15 protein-coding genes are annotated in these 19,896 nt (G+C 45.6%); 13 read left to right on the top strand and 2 right to left on the bottom strand.

Going from position 1 to position 19,896, the window contains the following annotated elements; translation table 11 throughout:
* Window positions 1-183: 183 nt before the first annotated feature.
* The gene (locus MHB64_RS07925) at window positions 184-1,584 is read left to right on the top strand and encodes a polysaccharide deacetylase family protein (RefSeq protein ID WP_094870584.1); all 1,401 of its coding nucleotides are present in this window, start codon (window positions 184-186) and stop codon (window positions 1,582-1,584) included.
* A 172-nt stretch (window positions 1,585-1,756) separates the two neighbouring features.
* Here the strand turns inward: MHB64_RS07925 and ilvD are convergent, their stop codons facing one another.
* Window positions 1,757-3,442, bottom strand: coding sequence for a dihydroxy-acid dehydratase (gene ilvD / locus MHB64_RS07930; protein WP_094870585.1), 1,686 nt, complete (start codon window positions 3,440-3,442; stop codon window positions 1,757-1,759).
* Between the two features lie 493 nt (window positions 3,443-3,935).
* On the opposite strand from ilvD, the gene MHB64_RS07935 reads away from it, so the two are divergent.
* From MHB64_RS07935 to MHB64_RS07970, 8 genes are all read left to right on the top strand, one after another.
* A complete protein-coding gene (locus tag MHB64_RS07935) occupies window positions 3,936-4,889 on the top strand; it encodes a glycoside hydrolase family 43 protein (RefSeq protein WP_341134115.1) in 954 nt (317 codons plus the stop codon).
* 404 nt (window positions 4,890-5,293) lie between these two features.
* A complete protein-coding gene (locus MHB64_RS07940; RefSeq protein WP_094870587.1) occupies window positions 5,294-7,039 on the top strand; it encodes an extracellular solute-binding protein in 1,746 nt (581 codons plus the stop codon).
* Between the two features lie 11 nt (window positions 7,040-7,050).
* On the top strand, window positions 7,051-8,022 hold the full coding sequence (locus tag MHB64_RS07945) for an ABC transporter permease (protein WP_094870588.1): 972 nt from the start codon (window positions 7,051-7,053) through the stop codon (window positions 8,020-8,022).
* A gap of 15 nt (window positions 8,023-8,037) precedes the next feature.
* A complete protein-coding gene (locus tag MHB64_RS07950; protein ID WP_094870589.1) occupies window positions 8,038-8,973 on the top strand; it encodes a carbohydrate ABC transporter permease in 936 nt (311 codons plus the stop codon).
* Between the two features lie 57 nt (window positions 8,974-9,030).
* Window positions 9,031-10,812 carry a glycoside hydrolase family 2 protein gene (locus MHB64_RS07955; RefSeq protein WP_094870590.1) on the top strand — a complete coding sequence of 594 codons (1,782 nt, stop codon included), beginning with the start codon at window positions 9,031-9,033 and terminating at the stop codon, window positions 10,810-10,812.
* 27 nt (window positions 10,813-10,839) lie between these two features.
* A complete protein-coding gene (locus tag MHB64_RS07960) occupies window positions 10,840-12,588 on the top strand; it encodes a glycoside hydrolase family 2 protein (protein ID WP_341134116.1) in 1,749 nt (582 codons plus the stop codon).
* Between the two features lie 42 nt (window positions 12,589-12,630).
* Window positions 12,631-14,025, top strand: a complete 1,395-nt coding sequence (locus MHB64_RS07965; RefSeq protein ID WP_341134117.1) for a family 43 glycosylhydrolase — start codon at window positions 12,631-12,633, stop codon at window positions 14,023-14,025.
* Window positions 14,026-14,169: 144 nt separating this feature from the next.
* Window positions 14,170-15,117 carry an ArsR/SmtB family transcription factor gene (locus MHB64_RS07970; protein WP_094870592.1) on the top strand — a complete coding sequence of 316 codons (948 nt, stop codon included), beginning with the start codon at window positions 14,170-14,172 and terminating at the stop codon, window positions 15,115-15,117.
* Between the two features lie 88 nt (window positions 15,118-15,205).
* Here MHB64_RS07970 and MHB64_RS07975 read toward each other — a convergent pair whose 3' ends face one another.
* Window positions 15,206-16,246, bottom strand: coding sequence for an acyltransferase family protein (locus tag MHB64_RS07975; protein WP_341134118.1), 1,041 nt, complete (start codon window positions 16,244-16,246; stop codon window positions 15,206-15,208).
* A gap of 199 nt (window positions 16,247-16,445) precedes the next feature.
* Between MHB64_RS07975 and MHB64_RS07980 the strand changes: the two genes are divergently transcribed.
* The 4 genes from MHB64_RS07980 to mgrA all read left to right on the top strand — a co-directional run bounded on the left by MHB64_RS07980 (window position 16,446) and on the right by mgrA (window position 19,867).
* The gene (locus MHB64_RS07980; protein ID WP_094870594.1) at window positions 16,446-17,189 is read left to right on the top strand and encodes an alpha/beta hydrolase; all 744 of its coding nucleotides are present in this window, start codon (window positions 16,446-16,448) and stop codon (window positions 17,187-17,189) included.
* 34 nt (window positions 17,190-17,223) lie between these two features.
* On the top strand, window positions 17,224-17,988 hold the full coding sequence (locus tag MHB64_RS07985; RefSeq protein ID WP_094870595.1) for an HAD family hydrolase: 765 nt from the start codon (window positions 17,224-17,226) through the stop codon (window positions 17,986-17,988).
* Between the two features lie 34 nt (window positions 17,989-18,022).
* On the top strand, window positions 18,023-18,763 hold the full coding sequence (locus MHB64_RS07990) for an NAD-dependent protein deacylase (RefSeq protein WP_341134119.1): 741 nt from the start codon (window positions 18,023-18,025) through the stop codon (window positions 18,761-18,763).
* A 99-nt stretch (window positions 18,764-18,862) separates the two neighbouring features.
* Window positions 18,863-19,867 (top strand): L-glyceraldehyde 3-phosphate reductase, encoded by a 1,005-nt coding sequence (gene mgrA / locus MHB64_RS07995; protein WP_341134120.1) that lies wholly within the window; start codon window positions 18,863-18,865, stop codon window positions 19,865-19,867.
* The last annotated feature ends 29 nt before the right edge of the window (window positions 19,868-19,896 follow it).

The following is a 19,896-nucleotide window of genomic DNA, read 5'->3' on the forward strand; positions in this document are numbered from 1 at the left end:
AAGTTGATAGGTCAGCTTGAATACATTGTACATGATTTTACGTAAAAACCGTCTATTTCTTTGATACATGTGTTAAAATAGGGGGTAACGTATTTTTTAACTAACTTCACTTGGCCGTATCACAGGTTCTGCTTGCAGACGTAAGGCGAGCCAAAGTCAACTCTGGAAAAGCGAGGAATTCATATGCAGACTTTGCTGCTCTGGTTATTTTATATCTCCACTTTTTATGCTTTTATCCCTGGTATGATTAGTCGCATTTTTGGTTTTCGTGTCTTTCGTAAAGGAACTGGGCAAAATGAGTTTGCGTTGACCTTTGATGATGGGCCTGACCCTCGGTTTACGCCGTTACTTCTGGATTTATTGAAGAAGTACGATGCAAAAGCTACCTTTTTTGTAGTAGGATCTAACGCTGAACGTTATCCGGATCTTATTAGGCGGATACATGGAGAGGGACATCTTATTGGAATTCATAATTATGTTCACAAGACGAACTGGCTCATGCGGCCCGCAACCGTTCGTCGGCAGATTCAGCGCACGAATGATATTATCTATAACATAATAGGCGAGCGTAGTACTTATTACCGTCCACCTTGGGGGATTGTTAATTTATTCGATATTTCCAAACGTCGCCAAGTTGAAATTGTTCTATGGTCGGTAATGTTTGGAGATTGGCGTGAGAAGCTTGGTGCGCAGCGTCTCACTGAGAAGATGCTGGCGCGATTGAACCCCGGTGAAGTGATGCTGCTGCATGATAGTGGCACAACATTAGGTGCCGATCCGGGCGCACCCGAGAATATGCTTATAGCTCTTGAACTGACGCTGCAGGAGGCCCAAAAAAGAGGATTGCGCAGTATTCGAGTGGACGACATGATCAAAATGGCGGAGAAATCACCGATTCGGCGGTTATCCTTTAGTAAAAGAGTACTGGTCGGACTCTGGTTGGCTTGGGAGCAGGTATTCCAAGTATTGTTCCAGCTCAAGACGATTAACCCGGCCGATCCGTTCATGCATTATCGAATGCGTAAATATCAGGGAGAACCTGTTGAACTTGGTGATGGAACCTTGCTGAGTAAAGGTGATAAAGTCATTGAGCTGCATATTGATAACAGGCAATTATTCGAGTTAGGTATTCATTCTCGTTCTTCTGCTCAACTTGCGATTCGAATGATCCGCAGAATGGAGAAAGGGTTACCGATGCTAGCAGAAGTTATTGCCGATGATGTAAACCTCGCGCAAGCCAAAGCACTTTATGGTGTTAGTATGATTAACCGTGGGCCAGAGAAATTCGGTTTTAGTGTACATGATTTGCCCGATGGCATATTCGCACGCTCCACCAAGTTTTACTTAAAGATCCTGTTAAGTGTAATTCATCCAGATGGTGGTGCTAGGCTCAAGGAGCGTAGTGAGGTACTTGTACCGAAGCTAATCCTGATGCCTGTCTCAGAATTATTCAAGAAGATGAATAAGCAACTGCCTCATGATGAAAGGTCGGTAAGGAAGCGTAAACCACAGCAAGAGGAAGCATTGTCGCTTAACGATTCACTCACAGAAGTGGAATTACCAGGAGCAACAGTAACGAATTGATTCATGATATTATTTAGACTTATAATGAGCCGTAATATAGATGCCTCACAAACCAGCAATGGATTGTGGGGCATTTTTTCTTGTGTCCAATAAAAAAGAGCAGTCCGACCATAGATTATCTAAGGTAGACTGCTCTTGTATGCAAGGAACAACTAGAATTCGGGTTTGCTAATTAAATCTTCAGGACTGCACCGTTACTTGCGTTGGTAACCATTTTGGAATAGCGAGCCAGGTAACCAGTCTTAACTTTAGGCTCAAACTCTTTCCAGCCGGTACGGCGAACCGCCAAAACTTCTTCTTCAACCAGCAATTCAATCTTACGGTTGTTGAGATCCAGTTCAATGATGTCTCCATCCTCAACAAAAGCGATTGGACCGCCTTCTGCAGCTTCTGGAGAGATATGACCGATGCTAATTCCGCGGGAAGCCCCCGAGAAACGTCCGTCTGTAATCAGACCGACCTTAGCACCAAGACCCATCCCCACGATTAGCGAAGTAGGAGCTAGCATTTCCGGCATACCCGGTCCACCCTTTGGACCCTCATAACGAATAACGACTACATGACCTTCTTTAACCTTACCGTTAGCGATACCTTCGAGTGCGGATTCTTGGGAATCAAAGCAGATCGCAGGACCTTTGTGATATCCACCAACAGAAGCATCAACTGCACCTACTTTAATGATGGAACCTTCTGGAGCCAGGTTGCCGTATAGGACGGCGAGACCGCCTCTTTCGGAGTAAGGATTATCGATCTTATGAATGACGGAAGTATCTTGGATTTCATGACCGATTACGTTCTCGGCTAATGTTTTGCCGGTAACTGTCATGCAGTCTCCGTAAAGAGCACCTGGTTTCTTCAGCAATTCATTCAAGACGGCACTAACGCCGCCTGCGCGGTCCACATCTTCAATGAAAATATCGGATGCTGGAGCCAGCTTCGCCAAATAAGGAACCCGGTTAGCCACTTCGTTAATGCGTTCAAGCGGATAATCGATACCAGCTTCTTGAGCCAGGGCAAGGGTGTGCAGTACTGTGTTAGTAGAACCGCCCATTGCCATATCCAGTGCAAACGCGTTATCGAGTGATTCTTTAGTTACGATATCTCTTGGTTTAAGGTCCAACTTAATCAATTCCATCAGTTGAGTAGCAGATCTGCGTACAAATTCTCTGCGCTCATCGGCTACAGCTAGGATGGTACCATTACCTGGCAATGCCAGTCCAAGTGCCTCTGCAAGGCAGTTCATGGAGTTGGCAGTGAACATTCCTGAACAAGATCCGCAGGTAGGACAACCGAATTGTTCTAATTCAAGTAACTCAGCATCATTGATTTTTCCAACTTGATGAGCACCTACGCCCTCGAATACGGAGGTAAGGGAGAGTTTTTTACCTTTACTGTCTACGCCGGCTTTCATTGGACCGCCACTTACGAACATGGTCGGGATGTTGACGCGCAATGCGCCCATCATCATGCCTGGTGTGATTTTATCGCAGTTAGGGATGCAGACCATGCCATCGAACCAATGCGCGGAAACGACAGTTTCCAAGGAGTCAGCGATGATCTCACGGCTTGGCAGGGAATAACGCATACCGATATGTCCCATTGCGATACCGTCATCAACACCGATCGTATTGAATTCGAAAGGAACGCCGCCAGCTTCACGAATCGCTTCCTTAACAATCTTACCGAACTCTTGAAGATGCACATGACCTGGAACAATATCAATATAGGAATTGCAGACCGCAATAAACGGCTTTCCGAAATCTTCTTCTTTTACTCCGGCTGCACGCAGGAGACTACGGTGTGGAGCACGGTCAAAGCCTTTTTTAATCATGTCTGAACGCATTTTCTTGGCTGCCATAATGACATTCCCCCCTAAATGAATTTCAATCAAATATAGTGTCGCATTAACGCAATGAACTCCAAAGACCTGCGTATATACGGTTTATAGAAAGAACGGGGACCTGCTTCCTGAATAAGAAAAGCGATGCCGTTTCTATAAAAAAAGCCGCTGTTTTGGTATAAACAGTTACCGCCTAAAATGAACGGAGAAGTCATTGTTATTAGTGAGTCTATCACAAAGAGCACGTTTTTTCTACCGGACAATGTGAGATTTGTCGATTGACGAAGAGCGTGGGAAGTGAAGGAAAAGCCCATTTTCGTAAGGAAAGTGCTTTATTTGGAAATAGATCAGGGTTCTGATGGATCTATTTGCCACTCTAGACAACTTTAGGAGAGCTGAGTATGATGGGAATTATTATTTTATGGGAGGTGCTGGAAAATCGGGATTCGTCTACAATTACCGCCGTGGTAGATTGTTTGTACGGGGATGAATAGCTAAGGAGGAAAAGAGAATGTCACAGCGTACAACTTTTTTAAATCCAATTGTAGCAAGCTCGGGAGACCCGTGGGTATTCAAACATACCGATGGCTATTATTACTTTATGGCAACGAAAGGTAAATGTCTGGAGCTGACGAGATCTAGAACATTGACCGGTCTTGCAGAGGGTGACAAGAAAGTGATCTGGTCTCCCGAACCTGGGGGCACCTACAGTTACAATCTGTGGGCGCCGGAAATTCATCATTTGGATAACAAATGGTACATTTACTACACTGCGAATGACGGAGGAGGCGACGAGTCTCGGCGGATTTGCGTGCTGGAAAATGAAACGGCTAATCCGCTGGAAGGACTGTGGGTATGGAGAGGTGCACTGCAGACACCTGTCTCAGGGTTGGATGGAACAGTAATGACTTTGCGGGAACAGCTGTACTTTCTGTATGCGGGATATGGTCATTTCCCTGATTATGGGTCAGCCATATACATTATGCGAATGAGTAATCCATGGACCTTGGAAGGTGAGCAACATCTGCTCACAGCTCCAACTCTGTCATGGGAGAAGCAAGGTGGCATGGCGATTAACGAAGGTCCGGTTATTTTGCAGCGAAACAATCGTATTTTCATGGTTTATTCGGCCAGTACGACGTGGTCTGAGGATTACGCACTAGGTATGCTCACCATGAGCGAAGCAGCAGATCCTTTGCAACCGCTCTCATGGGAGAAATCAATGTCACCTGTATTCTGCAAAAGTGTAGAGAACGGGATTTTTGCTACGGGACACAATAGTTTCACCCGATCTCCTGACGGCGAGGAAGATTGGATAGTCTATCATGCGCTTCCTTCCGCTGGAGCGGATGTGTCTTTACGCGCAACCCGTATCCAGAAATTTGGCTGGAATGTGGATGGAACACCGGATTTTGGGGTACCTTGTAGTGATACGCTTGCTCAGACTGCGCCATCGGGAGAGTAACATTAAAACATAAAATCAAGATAGAAAAGGCCATTCATTACAGGAAAACTGTAATGAATGGCCTTTTCATTTAATGTGGATATTTTTAATCATTGTCCATAATGATTGACGGAAAACGCCTGATTGGTAAGGGTTATTTCATAAATCTATAGTTTTGCTGGTATGTTTTTTAATAGATTTGTAGTGTGATATAGTCATATATTTATTTGAGGAAAGTCCATAAGGTTACAAAAATATTGTATGAAAGCGTTGACATTTTGATTTTGGATGCTTATAATTCGATCTGAGATACAGAAAAACTGTATTAATCAAGGGGAGCTATCTACGTGGCAAAAAGGGCGTGGTTCCAAGCTTTGGATTTGCTTAAGGCGTTGTGGCAAATATTTTATAGTGGGAGGTTAAGTATGAAGAACAATGCAAAGCGTTATTTTAGTCTTTTATTTGTGTTAATACTGATCATTTCGACTGTAACAGCATGTAGTGGCAACAGTGCAAACAATGGGGCGGATAAAGGTGTCTCCAACAACAAAGAGAAAGAGAGCACAGCCAAAGACCCGGTTGATTTTACAGATATCAGCGCGGACATACGCGGCAATACAGCCCCAACCCAAGAGCAAATCGACGAAGTTAATCATTCCTTGAATGATACATACCTCGGCGACGTCTTCGATGAAGTCATTCCAAATGATTACTCAGCTTACCCTGTTAAAGGTGATGTGGTTCTGGATGTATGGATGCCTGCGAATTCTAATATTCCGGATATGAACAATCATGCCGTCCAGAAGCAGGTCGAGCAATTGACGGGCATCAAAGTAAACTTCATCACGCCGCCAATCGGCCAGGAAGCGGATGCCTTTACGTTGATGATCTCCTCCGGTGATCTGCCAGACATTATCATTGAGCCGGGACGCTACCCAGGGGGACTTGAAGCAGGTGTAAATGACGGTGCTTATATCGATCTGACTGATCTGATGGAAAAAAATGCTCCGAACTATACGAAGTGGCGCAATTCGGATGAATCAAGAAGAAAAACCACGGTCACGGATGACGGCAAGCTGCTCGGTTTTTATGGGATTGCCCCATACTCGGAGTGGACTTGGTTTGGGACGTTGATTAAGCAGGAGGCACTGGATAAAACTGGGCTTGAGGTTCCAAATACGATTGACGAATGGCATACCTTCCTGACAAAAGCAAAGGAAGTTGGATACAAAGCTCCACTCAATTACGGATCGACTTATGGGCAGATCTTCACCGGCATCATAAATGGTGCTTATGGAGTTTGGGATTGGACCTTCCTTGATAAGAACGGCAAAGTAGCCTGGGGGCCGGCGCAGCCGAAAGCTAAGGAATATTTGACCACTATGCAGCAATGGAACAAAGAAGGATTGTTGAACCCGGACTGGGCGACGGCAGATTTTAACCAAAGAATGGCCAGCGCTATTTCGGGGGACACCGCTGTGATGATGGACTCTCCGGATACGATGTGGAGTTATTGGAAAGAGCAAAGCGGAATCGACTTTGTGGGGGCGCTGAACCCGGTTCTGAATAAAGGGGATAAATCTGCTACCACATACAAGAATTTTAAAAGAGCAGGGACCGAAGCTGCGATCACTACCCAAAGTGAGAATGTGGAAGCGGCAATGGCCTGGCTTGATTTCAATTACAGTAAAAAGGGCTGGGAATTGATTAACTTTGGCGAGTATGGAACGGTACATCTAATTGATGAGGCGGGAATGCCTTATTATCCGGAGAACAGCTATATCTATAAGGATCCTGAAGGTCAGCCGGTATCGACTACGTTATTCAAATACCGTATGCATAATTGGCCGAATATCCGTGACGAGCATCATGCCAATCCGCTGATTGCTACCAAAGGAAGCTACTCCGGAGATATCCGGAAATACTGGACTGAGAATATGGATACCAGCATGGCCATGCCGCCGATTTCCTTTACCAAAGAGGAGGCCTCACGGGAAGCTGAACTTGGTAACCAATTGTCAACTCTACGTGGAGAGTATTTTGCAAAGATTGTAATGGGAGAATTGTCGGTTGATGCCTATGATAAGTTCTTGAAAGAAGCTCAGAATATGGGACTGGATGAATTCTTAAATATCCATCAGGCAGCCTTAGATCGATATAACAAACGATAGGTGGTTGTTTTATGGAGATATTAAGAAAAAATAGAGAAATAAAGCCGATTCCTGAGTTCGCTAAACCTAAAAATACCAAGCTAGTGATTAAGAAAGATTTGAAAAAAAACTGGTTTGTATATCTGTTGGCCGTTCCTGTAGTGGCGTGGTTCCTGATTTTCTGCTACGGGCCGATGTGGGGGGTTATGATCGCTTTTAAGGATTTTAAACCCCTGCTGGGGTTTGGCCAGAGCGAGTGGGTAGGGTTCAAGCACTTTATTGATTTCTTCCAAGGTCCGTATTTTTGGAGAGTTGTTAAGAATACCTTGCTGCTTAATGTTTGGGGAATCGTCTTCGGATTTACAGCGCCGATTATTTTAGCTTTAATGCTGAATGAAATTCGTGGGGCTAAGTTTAAGAAAACCGTTCAAACCATTACCTATATGCCTCACTTTATTTCACTCGTGGTTGTCTGCGGGATCATCCATATTTTTGCTGCGGATGAAGGGATTATTACGCAAATCCTGCAATTTATTACCGGAAAAGAATATTCTTCACTGCTCGGATATTCTTCTTTCTTCCGGCCGCTTTATACATTCTCTGGCATTTGGCAGAGCATTGGTTGGGACAGTATCATTTACCTCGCTGCGATGAGCTCAATTGATACTTCTTTATATGAAGCAGCTGAAATCGATGGCGTAGGAAGAATAAAGAAAATGTGGCATATTACATTGCCGCAGATTAGCCCGGTGATCATCATCTTGTTCATTTTTGCAATTGGAGGGTTAATGTCATCCGGCTACGAGAAAATTATTCTGCTATACAATCCTCTGATTTACGATACTGCTGATGTCATTGCATCTTATGTTTACCGTCGCGGCTTAAGAGAAGCCAGTCTCAGTTATTCTACGGCGGTGGGGTTAATCAGTTCGATTGTTAACTTCGGGCTACTGTGGATGACCAATAGTATAGCCAAACGCAGATCCGAGGCCAGCTTATGGTAAGAAAGAGGGACAGCCATGAAAGATAATCTGCAGCCTAAATCGAAAAAAATCAGAAAGCATAGATCCACAGGGGACAGAATATTCGACTATTCACTGTATGCCTTATTAACCGCATTAACGCTGGTGTGCTTTTATCCTATCCTGCATATATTGTTTGCTTCCGTCAGTGATCCTAGCTCATTAGTTGCCCATAAAGGAATCTTGCTAAGACCGCTGGGGTTTACTTTGGATGGCTATAAGCTGGTGTTTAAAGATAACAGTCTGATCAACGGCTATAAAAACACGATTATATATGTAGGGTTAGGCACATTAGTCAACATGATCATGACCATTCTGGGAGCTTATGTATTGTCCAGACGAGGTTTGTATTTCAAAAACTTCATCATGATCCTGATTACAATCACCATGTTCTTTGGTGGCGGGTTGATTCCTTGGTTCCTATTAATGAAGGATATTGGTTTGTACAATAATTTGTGGGCTATGATTTTGCCAAGTGCTTTAAGTACATGGAACATTATTATTTTACGAACAAGCTTTCAAGCCATTCCGCAGGAATTGGAAGAAGCGGCTACCATTGACGGGGCAAGTCAGGCCCATATTTTAACGAAAGTGATTCTGCCGCTGTCCAAAGCTACGCTGGCTGTAATCTTTTTATACTATTTAGTTGGGAATTGGAACTCATGGTTTAATGCGATGGTGTTGTTGAAGGACAGACAGCTGTTCCCGCTGCAGCTATTAATGAAGGAAATATTAGTAGCTAATGATGCAACCGCAACCTCGATCGGCAGTGCAGGCGGTGTAGTCATCGATAGTGCCCAGAGCCAGACGGCTTTCCGCGAGCTGGTTAAGTATTGTGCGATCGTCGTTTCTACGCTTCCTATATTAATGGTATATCCTTTCTTGCAAAAATATTTTGTTAAAGGTGTTTACGTAGGTTCGATCAAAGGATAGCGGGCAAAACCCCCAAGTTCATCTTATATAGAATTATTAATAGGAGTGAAGTACACCATGTTGACAGAAGCGAGCAGCACATCCGTTCCACGTCCAGAATATCCAAGACCCCAATTTGCCCGTAAGGATTGGCTTAGCCTAAATGGAGAATGGGATTTTACGTTTGATGATGAAGATGTCGGTGAGGAAGAACAATGGTATCGGGCGGACATTAAGGGTCTATTTTCACGGGCTATTCAAGTGCCCTTTGCATTTCAGAGCAAGCTGAGCGGAATTGAAGATCCTTCCTTTCATGATGTTGTGTGGTATAGAAGAGCTTTCGAAGTTCCTGAGGGTTGGAACGGGAAAAGGATTGTCCTCCATTTCGGTGCCGTTGATTATTTGGCAAAAGTCTGGGTGAATGGTCAGCTGGTGGCCATGCATGAAGGCGGACATACGCCATTTCAGGCTGATATCACTCCTTCGCTAATTAAAGGAAGTAATACTATTATACTGCGCGCAGAGGATTTCAGCCGGGATGTCACTTTGCCGCGGGGCAAGCAATATTGGCTGGAACAGTCTGCTGCCATCTTCTATACCCGCACAACCGGAATCTGGCAGAGTGTCTGGCTTGAACCGCTGTCTGCAGTGCATCTGAGCAAAGCTATGATGACACCTGATATTGACCGCAATGAAATACGGCTTCGGACATTTCTGCAAGGATTTAAGTCTGCTGAGCAGCTCAAGCTGCGCATAACGGTATCGTATGACGGTGAAGTGATTGCAGAAGATCAATATTTGGTCCTGAATGCTGAACAGCTGCGGACTATCGGCTTGGGTGATTTTGCGGATCATGGTCTTGGACGTTTATGGAGCCCTGAGCATCCGAATTTGTATGATATTCAATTCCAATTGCTTCGAAATGAGGAAGTAATTGATGAAGCAGTGAGTTATTTCGGCATGCGCAAGGTGTCGATTGAAAATGGCAAGCTATGCTTGAATAACCGTCCATATTTCCAGAGACTGGTGCTGGATCAGGGGTACTTCCCTGACGGGATATTAACTGCACCTACAGACGAAGAGCTGAAACGTGATGCCCAGCTGACAAAGGAAATGGGTTTTAACGGGGTGAGAAAACATCAGAAGACAGAGGACCCCCGGTTTCTGTATTGGTGTGATAAGCTCGGCCTGTTGGTATGGAGTGAGGCGGCTAATGCTTATGAATATTCCGAGGCGTATGTGCGCCGCTACACGAAGGAATGGCAGGAGATCATTGAGCGCGACTATAACCATCCTTGTATCGTGACCTGGGTTCCGCTTAATGAGAGCTGGGGCGTTCCCAATGTCCAGATTGATACACGCCAGCAGCAGCACGGATTGGCAATGTATCATTTAACGAAATCCTTGGATGGGATGAGACCTGTTGTGTATAACGATGGGTGGGAGCATATGACTACAGATCTTGTAACTATTCATGACTATGAGAGCCATCAGGAAGTACTGGAGGAGAGATATGCCACGGCAGAATCTTCTGTAAATGCGATGCCGGCCAACCGCAAAATATTCGTCGGTGGAGCTTCGTATCAAGGCCAGCCGATTCTCGTATCCGAGTTTGGTGGAATTGCCTTCAAGAAAAGCGAGTGGGAGGGCTGGGGTTATTCTGGGGCAGAGAACGAAGAGGATTTCCTGATGAAGCTCAAGGCAGTGGTTGACCCGATGTTCACTTCCCCGGTGATCCAAGGTTATTGCTATACTCAGCTGACGGATGTCGAGCAGGAAATCAACGGACTGCTCACCTATGATAGACAGTCCAAAGCTCCGCTTGAAGCGATCCGCAATATCATGATGCATATCCAATAAATAACGATTACTAAAAGGAGTTACACCATGACACAACAAGTAACGCTTCCACGTCCTGAATATCCCCGCCCTGACTTTGTTCGACCAGAGTGGATCAATCTGAACGGCCAGTGGCAATTTGAAATTGATCATGGCAAAAGTGGGAAGGAACGCGGATACCCTGTTAACGAACATAATCTCTCAGGGACAATTACTGTGCCCTTCTGTCCGGAAAGCAAGCTGTCCGGTGTAGAATACAAAGATTTTATGGCTGCCGTATGGTATAAAAGGGAGTTTAATATGCCGGAGAACTGGATAAATGGCAGAGTTATCCTTCATTTTGGCGCCGTTGATTATATGGCAGAGATCTGGGTGAATGGAGTATCCGTAGGTACGCATCGCGGAGGATATACTCCGTTTAGCTTTGATATTACTTCTAATCTTTTACCGGGCAGTAATGTGATTACTGTATATGCTGAAGACGACGTTCGATCGGGACGACAGCCGCGGGGCAAGCAGAGTGAACAGTTCCATTCGCATGGCTGTGATTATACACGCACTACAGGAATCTGGCAGACGGTATGGCTTGAGCAAGTGCCTGAAACCTATCTGTCTACTATGAAAGTTATCGCTGATCCCGACAATAGCTGCGTACATCTGGAAATGAAGGTACAAGGGAACGCAGCGGGAGATATACTTAGCGCTACTGCTCTTTATGGCGGCAAATCCGTTGGGGACAGCAGTGTGATTGTTTCCGGGCTCTCTATAAAACTTACGATTCCACTGACAGAGATTCACTTATGGGAAGTTGGAAACGCCAGATTGTATGACCTGAAGCTGTCTTTGCATAGTCAGGGACGGGAGAGTGATGTCGTCCATTCTTATTTTGGACTCCGCACTGTACGACTGGATGGGATGAAATTCCGGATCAATGGAAAATCCGTATTTCAGCGGTTAGTGTTGGATCAAGGTTTCTATCCGGAGGGAATCTATACCGCTCCTACTGATGAAGATCTGCGCAGAGACATCGAAATCTCGATGGGGCTTGGTTTTAATGGTGCGAGACTTCACGAGAAGATTTTTGAGCCGCGTTATCTTTATTGGGCTGACCAATTAGGTTATCTTGTCTGGGGAGAACATGCCAATTGGGGGTTGGATATTACTGGAGCGGATAGTCTATCGCACTTCCTGCCGGAATGGCTTGAAGGTATGCAGCGTGATTTCAATCATCCTGCGCTGATCGGCTGGTGTCCTTTTAATGAGACCTGGGACCGGGACGGTGTGAAACAGCATAACGCTGTGCTCCAGATTGTTTATGACGTATCAAAATGTATGGATCCAACTCGTCCGGTAATTGATACGAGCGGTAACTTCCATGTGGCTACAGATATCTTCGATCTTCATGACTATGACCAGAATCCGCAGACGTTCCGGGAAAGATATGAACCGATGAAGCATGGCGGTGAAGTATTTAATACCTTCCCGGCTCGCCAAACGTATGAAGGTCAACCTTACTTCATCAGCGAATATGGCGGAATTTGGTGGAACCCACAGCAGAAAGATGAGAAATCATGGGGGTATGGGGACAGACCGACCTCAGAGCAAATGTTTATCGAACGCTACGAGGGGCTGACGAATGTACTATTGGATCATCCGCTGATGTTTGGATTCTGCTATACCCAGCTGTACGATGTGGAGCAGGAAGTCAATGGACTGTACACTTATGACAGACAGCCGAAGTTCGATCCGGAGCGTATCCGCCGCATCAATGCGCGCAAGGCTGCAATTGAAGATTAGAGGCGCTACGTAACTATTCATTCGAAAGGAATGTGATAGATTATGAAAGTGAATTTCCGGCAAAAATGTCTGGTCGCCTTAAGTGTCCTTCTTATTCTTCCAATGGAGAAGGCGACCCTTGCAGTCTCTGATCATAATGACTTTTACAACGTGGTCATGCAGGACGGGGCGGACCCATGGGTATATAAACATACAGACGGCTTCTATTATTTCACCAAAACAACTGGCGGTAATGTTACCCTCTGGAAGTCAGCCCAGTTGACCACTATTGATGCAGCGCCTACAAAAGTTGTCAACACGGGCGGAAGCGGTATCTGGGCGCCTGAGCTGCATTATATAAACGGAGCTTGGTATATTTACTATGCGATGGACGATGGAGATAACGTCAACCACCGCATGCATGTAATGGAGAACACAGCGGCAGATCCGATGCAGGGAACTTGGCAGTATAAAGGCCAGATTACAGATTCAAGCAATATGTGGGCTATAGACGGTACTGTACTGCAAGTGAACGGCGAGCTGTATTTTATCTGGTCCGGCTGGGAGGAGAATGTCAATGTGCGGCAGAATCTCTATATCGCGCATATGAGTAATCCCTGGACTATTGATTCCGAACGCGTAGAGATTTCAAGACCAACGTATAGCTGGGAAACGAATCATTCCCCATATGTGAATGAAGGACCGCAGGTGATTATAAATGGAGAAGTCATTAGTTTGGTCTATTCGGCAAGTGGAAGCTGGACCAATGATTATTGTCTGGGGCTGATCACCGCAGACATCTCCAGTAATCTGTTAAATCCGGCATCATGGCATAAACGCAATCAGCCTATCTTTTTCTCAGGCAATGGACTTTACGGACCTGGACACCATTCGTTTACTAAGTCTCCTGACGGCCAAGAGGATTGGATTATGTACCATGTCGCCAAATACAATAACGCAGGCTGGAACCGCGAGGTGCGGATGCAGCAATTCAGCTGGAATGCTGATCATACCCCTAATCTGGGTATTCCCGTTGACCCTAATCTTCCGATAGCTTTACCTTCAGGTGAAACCATGCATACCCGCTACGAAGCAGAAAAAGGGGCGTTTGGCGGTATTGCCTATGCTTCTTCTAGTCCCAAGGGCTCGGGTGGACTGAAGGCTGGCCATATTGATACGCCGGACAGTTACGTGGAATTTTCAGTTGATGGGGCAGCCGCAGGCGAATATATTCTTTTGGCTCGAACGGCGAATGGAACGGCTGGCGGGAATTGGTCGGATTTTCAGCTGAGTGTCAATGCAGGACCATCCAGCCCATTTTATATCACCAATAAAGGGTGGGAGAATTGGGGGCTGTCCACAGCACGGATTCAACTGAAGGCAGGCATGAACAAGCTTCGTTTTACCAAAGGCGATGGTTACGGAGAAATTGATTTCATTGATATTAAGCCATTGTGAATCGAACAAACCAAAGAGACCTATGAAATGGCTTCCGGTTTTCCGGAGGTCATTTTAGGTGAAAGGACCTGTTGGTGTAATTGTTTTTCATCTCATTAAGAAGTAAGATTAGGATAATTATTAGGATACAAGGAGAGCTGATTTGTGCTGGAACTTAGCTTAAACGACCCGGAAAAATTAGTCAAAGTAACGCATGCATTATCAACTCGTTCTAGGGTTGATATTCTTCGGCTCTTAAACTCCAAAAACTTAAACATTATTGAAATCGCTGAGAAGCTGAAGCTTCCAGTGTCGACAGTAGCCAGCAACATCAAAGTATTAGAAGCAGCAGAGTTAATTCATACAGAATTGCTTCCGGCTTCACGCGGGGCGATGAAAGTCTGCAGCCGGAATTATGATGATCTTCATATTGCCTTGAATCTGAAAGAACCAATGTCAAAGGGATTAACACATGTCTATGAAGTAGAGATGCCAATCGGTCATTATAGCGACTGTGAGGTATCTCCTACTTGCGGGATGGCTAATAGCGAGGGTCTTATTATCAAAGAAGATGAACCGTCGAGCTTCTATCACCCAAAACATGTCAACGCTCAGCTGATCTGGCTCCGCAAAGGATTCCTGGAATATTTGCTGCCTATGGATATCCCCTCCGGAGCACAAATTGAATCGCTTGAATTATCAATGGAGATCTGTTCCGAAGCTCCGAATTATGACCAGAATTGGCCTTCGAACATTTCCGTATGGGTGAATGGTTCCGAGATCGGCATGTGGACCAGTCCTGGTGATTTCGGTGACCGGCGGGGCAAGCTGAATCCTAATTGGTGGTGGGATGGATCCACACAATACGGGTTTCTCAAGACCTGGCGTGTTGACAATGAAAAGACGACGCTTGATATGGAGAAGGTGTCGAATGTTTCCTTAAATGATCTTCTGATAAACCGGAGCCCCAAATTGCGGCTGCGCATCGGAATCAATCCTGATGCAGTTCATCAGGGCGGACTGAACCTGTTCGGGCGCCAGTTTGGTGATTATGAACAACATATTATGATGAAAGTAAAATATACAATGGATCAGGATGAAGTAGAGCTTTAGCTTAGGAGATGAACAAATCAAGGGGGGCCTCGGAAACGAATCTTTGTATCCAAGGAACCGCCTTGATTTGTTCGTTCTGGATGTAAAGTCAGAGTGTGCGCCTTAGGGCGGCACGCTGAAGGGTGATCATCCAGTCAACGGACGGCTCAACCAGCGGGTGAAAGAGACGTTTAACTGACGGCTGAGCCAGCAATATGGTGAATAATACGGCGGTGAGCAGCAGAACCACTGCCCCAGCAGCATTGCCAATATAGGTGTAAATATCGGAAACAGCGGCCAGACGAACGATAAAACCATGAAGCAGGAAGACATACAATGTGCGGCGCCCGCAGTCGGTCATGCGGCTCGCTCCGTAAGGTACAAGGCCGAGGAAAGCGAGCGAAGCGACAATTTGTAGTCCGTACAGTCCCAGGCGGTATACGCCTGCATACCATACATTGGCATCAAGCTGCATATAGGTCATGTTGCCATATAACCAGCCTAAGGGGAATCCCGCACCCCATCCTGCCATGACGGCAAAGAGTATAATAGAGGCAGCAGCTGCAATGATTTTGATATATTTCTGATAGAGCTTGACGAAGGTTTCGAACGAAAAATGATAGCCGATAACGAAAAAAGGCAAATATACAAAGGTACGGCTGATGCTGAACCATACACCGTCCAGCTGGAGATATCCGACAGCCACCCCCGCTGTTACAGCGAAGAGGAGCTTAGCGGTTACGGACCATTTGCTCATTCCGAGCATCAGGAGGCGCCAGCAGGCATGACTGGCCAGAAACCACAGGAGCAGATAGGGTGCGAAAATGGAATGCTGGATGTTACTTACGTGAAAGAGAGAAACGTCGAGTGCAGAATATAAGCTTTGAAAAATGAGGTATTGCAATCCAATTTGCAGCAGCATTTTGCGGCCGTTAGTTCCGGCAAGGCTTTTTCTGGCGAAATAGCCGGTTACCAGTACGAACAGCGGCATGTGAAAGCTGAAAATCCACATATATAATCCGTGTATTCCGCCTATTTTGTTAATCAGAGGTTCAATTGCATTACCGGCAAAAACAGTGATCATAAGCATAAAACGCAGGTTGAGAAAAAAGATTCCTCCGCGCGCTTCCAGCGAGTTTCCCCCTACCATGATTTAGCCTCCAAGTTGTGCTGTATGCAAATTGATTAATTTAATTTTAAAATACAAGATTTTCTTCAATTGAATTGTGAATTAACTCACTATTGAAAGCGTTGTCATAAGTATCAAATGTGGCGATGTGTTGAAGGTTGTTAGAATAGTGGGTTTCTACTATAATTTTCTTATATGCAGTAACATCCGGGAGTGGAGCATGTTGAAGAAAAGAATAACTAAGCGTCGTATTGGTTTAATTGTAATAATCATTCTTGTTGTAGCCGGATTGCTGTTGTGGAGATATTTAACGCCATATGCACCGGCTCAAGAAGCCGAAACTGCACTGATTTCAAGTGGTGGAGTTACCGTCGAACAGAATGATAATTGGATCTCGTTCGAACCTTCCATCACTAAAGGCGCCTCGATTATATTTTATCCTGGGGCTTTGGTTAAACCGGAAGCTTATTCCCCTCTTGCGAAGAGCGTCGCTGCTGAAGGGCATCCCTTCTACATCGCCAAAATGCCGTTTAATTTAGCCGTAACCAAGGGTGATGCCGCAGAAGAGATCATTCGTGTGCATCCGAAGCAGTCATTTGTGCTGGGTGGACATTCACTTGGGGGTGTTATGGCCTCACGTTACGCAATTCAGCATGCGGACCAGCTGGAAGGTGTGTTTTTCTTAGCCTCTTATCCAGATGACAAAGGAAGTCTGCGAGAGACTACATTGTCAGTGTTGTCGGTTGTGGGTACTGAGGATCAAGTGATTGACAGAGACAGTTACAACAAAGGCCGTTCCTATCTGCCAGATAACACAGTTTATAGTTCAATTATAGGTGGGAATCACGCGCAATTTGGCAGCTACGGGCCTCAGAAGGGGGACGGTGAAGCCACAATATCTGAGGAAGAGCAGCAGAGTCGCACAGTAAGTGCCCTGTTGGATTGGCTGGGAAATCTGAGGTAGCTATGGCTCATTCAACAGAGGGAGGAAACAATTCATGCCAGTATTACACATTAAAGATGAATGCGTTCCCTGCACCGGAATATTGTTCGATAAAGACGGGACGTTATTGGATCTATTAGCCACTTGGGGGAATTGGGCCGAGCTTGTACTGTGTGGAATGGAAAATCAGCTTGCGATTATGGAAACCGATTTTATCGTGGATCGGAGTAAAGTGCTGGGTACCCAGCATGATGCTGCAGGAAAGCTGATTGGTTATGATCCGGCAGGGCCGCTCACCATGGCTACAGAAGAAGAAAGTTATGGTGTGCTTGCATGGCAGCTGTATGCTGCGGGTGTTCCTTGGAATGAAGCGTTGACCCGTGTAAAGAGTATAGCTAAGGACGCTATGTATGAATTACGCAAACGCCGCACGGCACAACCCCTGGAAGGGCTTCTTCCTTTTCTGGAACAGTGCGCGGCTGCATCACTCAAGCTAGGGGTGGTTACCTCAGATGGCGCAAAGACCACTCAGGAGCATCTGGATTGGCTTGGTATTGCTCATTACTTCCATTCGGTAGTTACAAGAGACAGAGTATTAAACGGAAAACCCGCACCTGAAATGGCTGAATTAGCCTGCCGGGAGCTTGGGCTGTCTCCTGAAGTGACGATTATAATTGGTGACAGTAATGCAGATATGCAATTGGGTAAAGGTGCAGGCTTACGCCTCGCCGTTGGAATCTCCAACATGGGTGATGGGAATCACTTGATTGACGCAGATGTGATTATTTCTAGCTTTAATGAGCTAAGGATCACCTACTGATCAGCATACTAATGGAAAGGATGTGCTACAACAAATGGATCAATTGCAGACACTTGCTTCTTGGATTAAAGACTGTGACAACATCATTTTTTTCGGAGGGGCAGGTACATCAACCGAGAGTGGGATTCCGGATTTCCGCTCGGCAGCAGGATTATACCAGACTCAGCACAATTCACCTTATCCGCCTGAAGTGATGCTGAGCCGTACTTTTTTTATGTCCTCACCGGACATTTTTTTTGATTTTTACCGTAGTAAAATGCTTCATCCTGATGCTCGTCCAAATGGCGCGCATCAGCTGCTTGCAGAATTGGAACGGCAGGGCAAGCTTAAGGCAGTGATTACGCAAAATATTGATGGCTTACACCAGCTGGCGGGTAGCCAAAAGGTACTTGAGCTGCATGGTTCCATTCATCGTAACTATTGCATGGACTGCTCACGTTATTACGGGCTGGATCAGCTTCTGGGTACCACTGAGATCGTCCCTCACTGCCCCGACTGTGGTGGCATTATCAAACCAGATGTTGTGCTTTATGAAGAAGAACTGGACCATTCGTTGCTGATTAGTTCTGTCGAAGCGATAGCCGCTGCAGATATGCTAATTATTGGTGGAACTTCTCTTACAGTTCAGCCTGCGGCTAGTCTGGTCACTTATTTTCGGGGCAAACGCACGGTGCTGCTGAATGGGGACCCCACCCCTTTTGATGATCAAGCTGATCTTTTGATTACAGACCGGATTGGGAAAGTACTTGGAAGTGTAAAGGATATGCTTGGTTAGAGGTTCTCATGGCTTGTCTTTTGTCAGATTATTATTGCGCTCAGAAGTTTAAAGATAAGGAAGAACGAAGTAGCGCGCAATGAGAGGCAGGGGTAAGCAATGGTATATGTAGCAAGTGATGAACGGTATGTTGAGATGTGTTATAGCCGTTGCGGGAACTCAGGTCTTAAGCTTCCGGCAATCTCATTAGGACTATGGCAGAATTTTGGTGGAATTGATCCTTACGAGAATGGCCGAGAAATGATCACCCGTGCCTTTGATCTTGGAATTACTCATTTTGATCTGGCCAACAACTATGGACCACCAGCAGGTTCAGCAGAAGAACTGTTTGCAAAAGTGCTTGCTAGTGATATGGCTCCATATCGAGATGAAATGGTAATTTCAACGAAAGCAGGGTATAACATGTGGCCCGGCCCTTATGGAGAATGGGGTTCGCGTAAATATATGCTGGCCAGTCTGGATCAGAGTCTGAAGCGGCTGGGCCTAGATTATGTTGATATCTATTATTCGCACCGGCCGGACCCGGAAACACCTCTTGAAGAAACCATGCAGGCGCTTGACCATGCTGTCCGTTCCGGCAAAGCTCTGTATATAGGATTATCTAACTATACCGCGGAGCAGACGCTCGAATCGATTAGAATTCTGAATAGTTTAGGAACACCGCTCTTAATTCATCAGCCTAGTTATTCTATGCTCGATCGCTGGATTGAGGGTAGTTTACAGGATGTGCTGGAACAGAGCGGAGTTGGCAGTATCGCTTTTACACCTTTGGCTCAAGGATTGTTAACCAATAAGTATTTAAATGGAATCCCAGAAGGATCAAGAGCGACCAAACCCTCTGCTGCGTTAAATGAAAGCCGGATAACACCGGATGTGAAGCGCAAGATCCACGCGTTAAATCAGCTTGCTGTTTCAAGAGGCCAGAGTTTAGCGCAGCTTGCACTAGCTTGGACACTACGTGATGGGAGGATTACTTCTGCATTGATAGGGGCTAGCAGAATTAGTCAGATTGAAGAGAATATAGCTGCACTTCAGCATTTGGAGTTCTCGCAGGCAGAATTGGATCGCATTGAGACTATTCTTCAAACGGGGAATGGAACTTGATGAAGACGCGGGTGAAGGGATGAGCGACA

The organism is Paenibacillus sp. FSL K6-2859, from assembly GCF_038008265.1.
In the GTDB taxonomy this organism is placed as follows: domain Bacteria; phylum Bacillota; class Bacilli; order Paenibacillales; family Paenibacillaceae; genus Paenibacillus_AQ; species Paenibacillus_AQ nitricinens.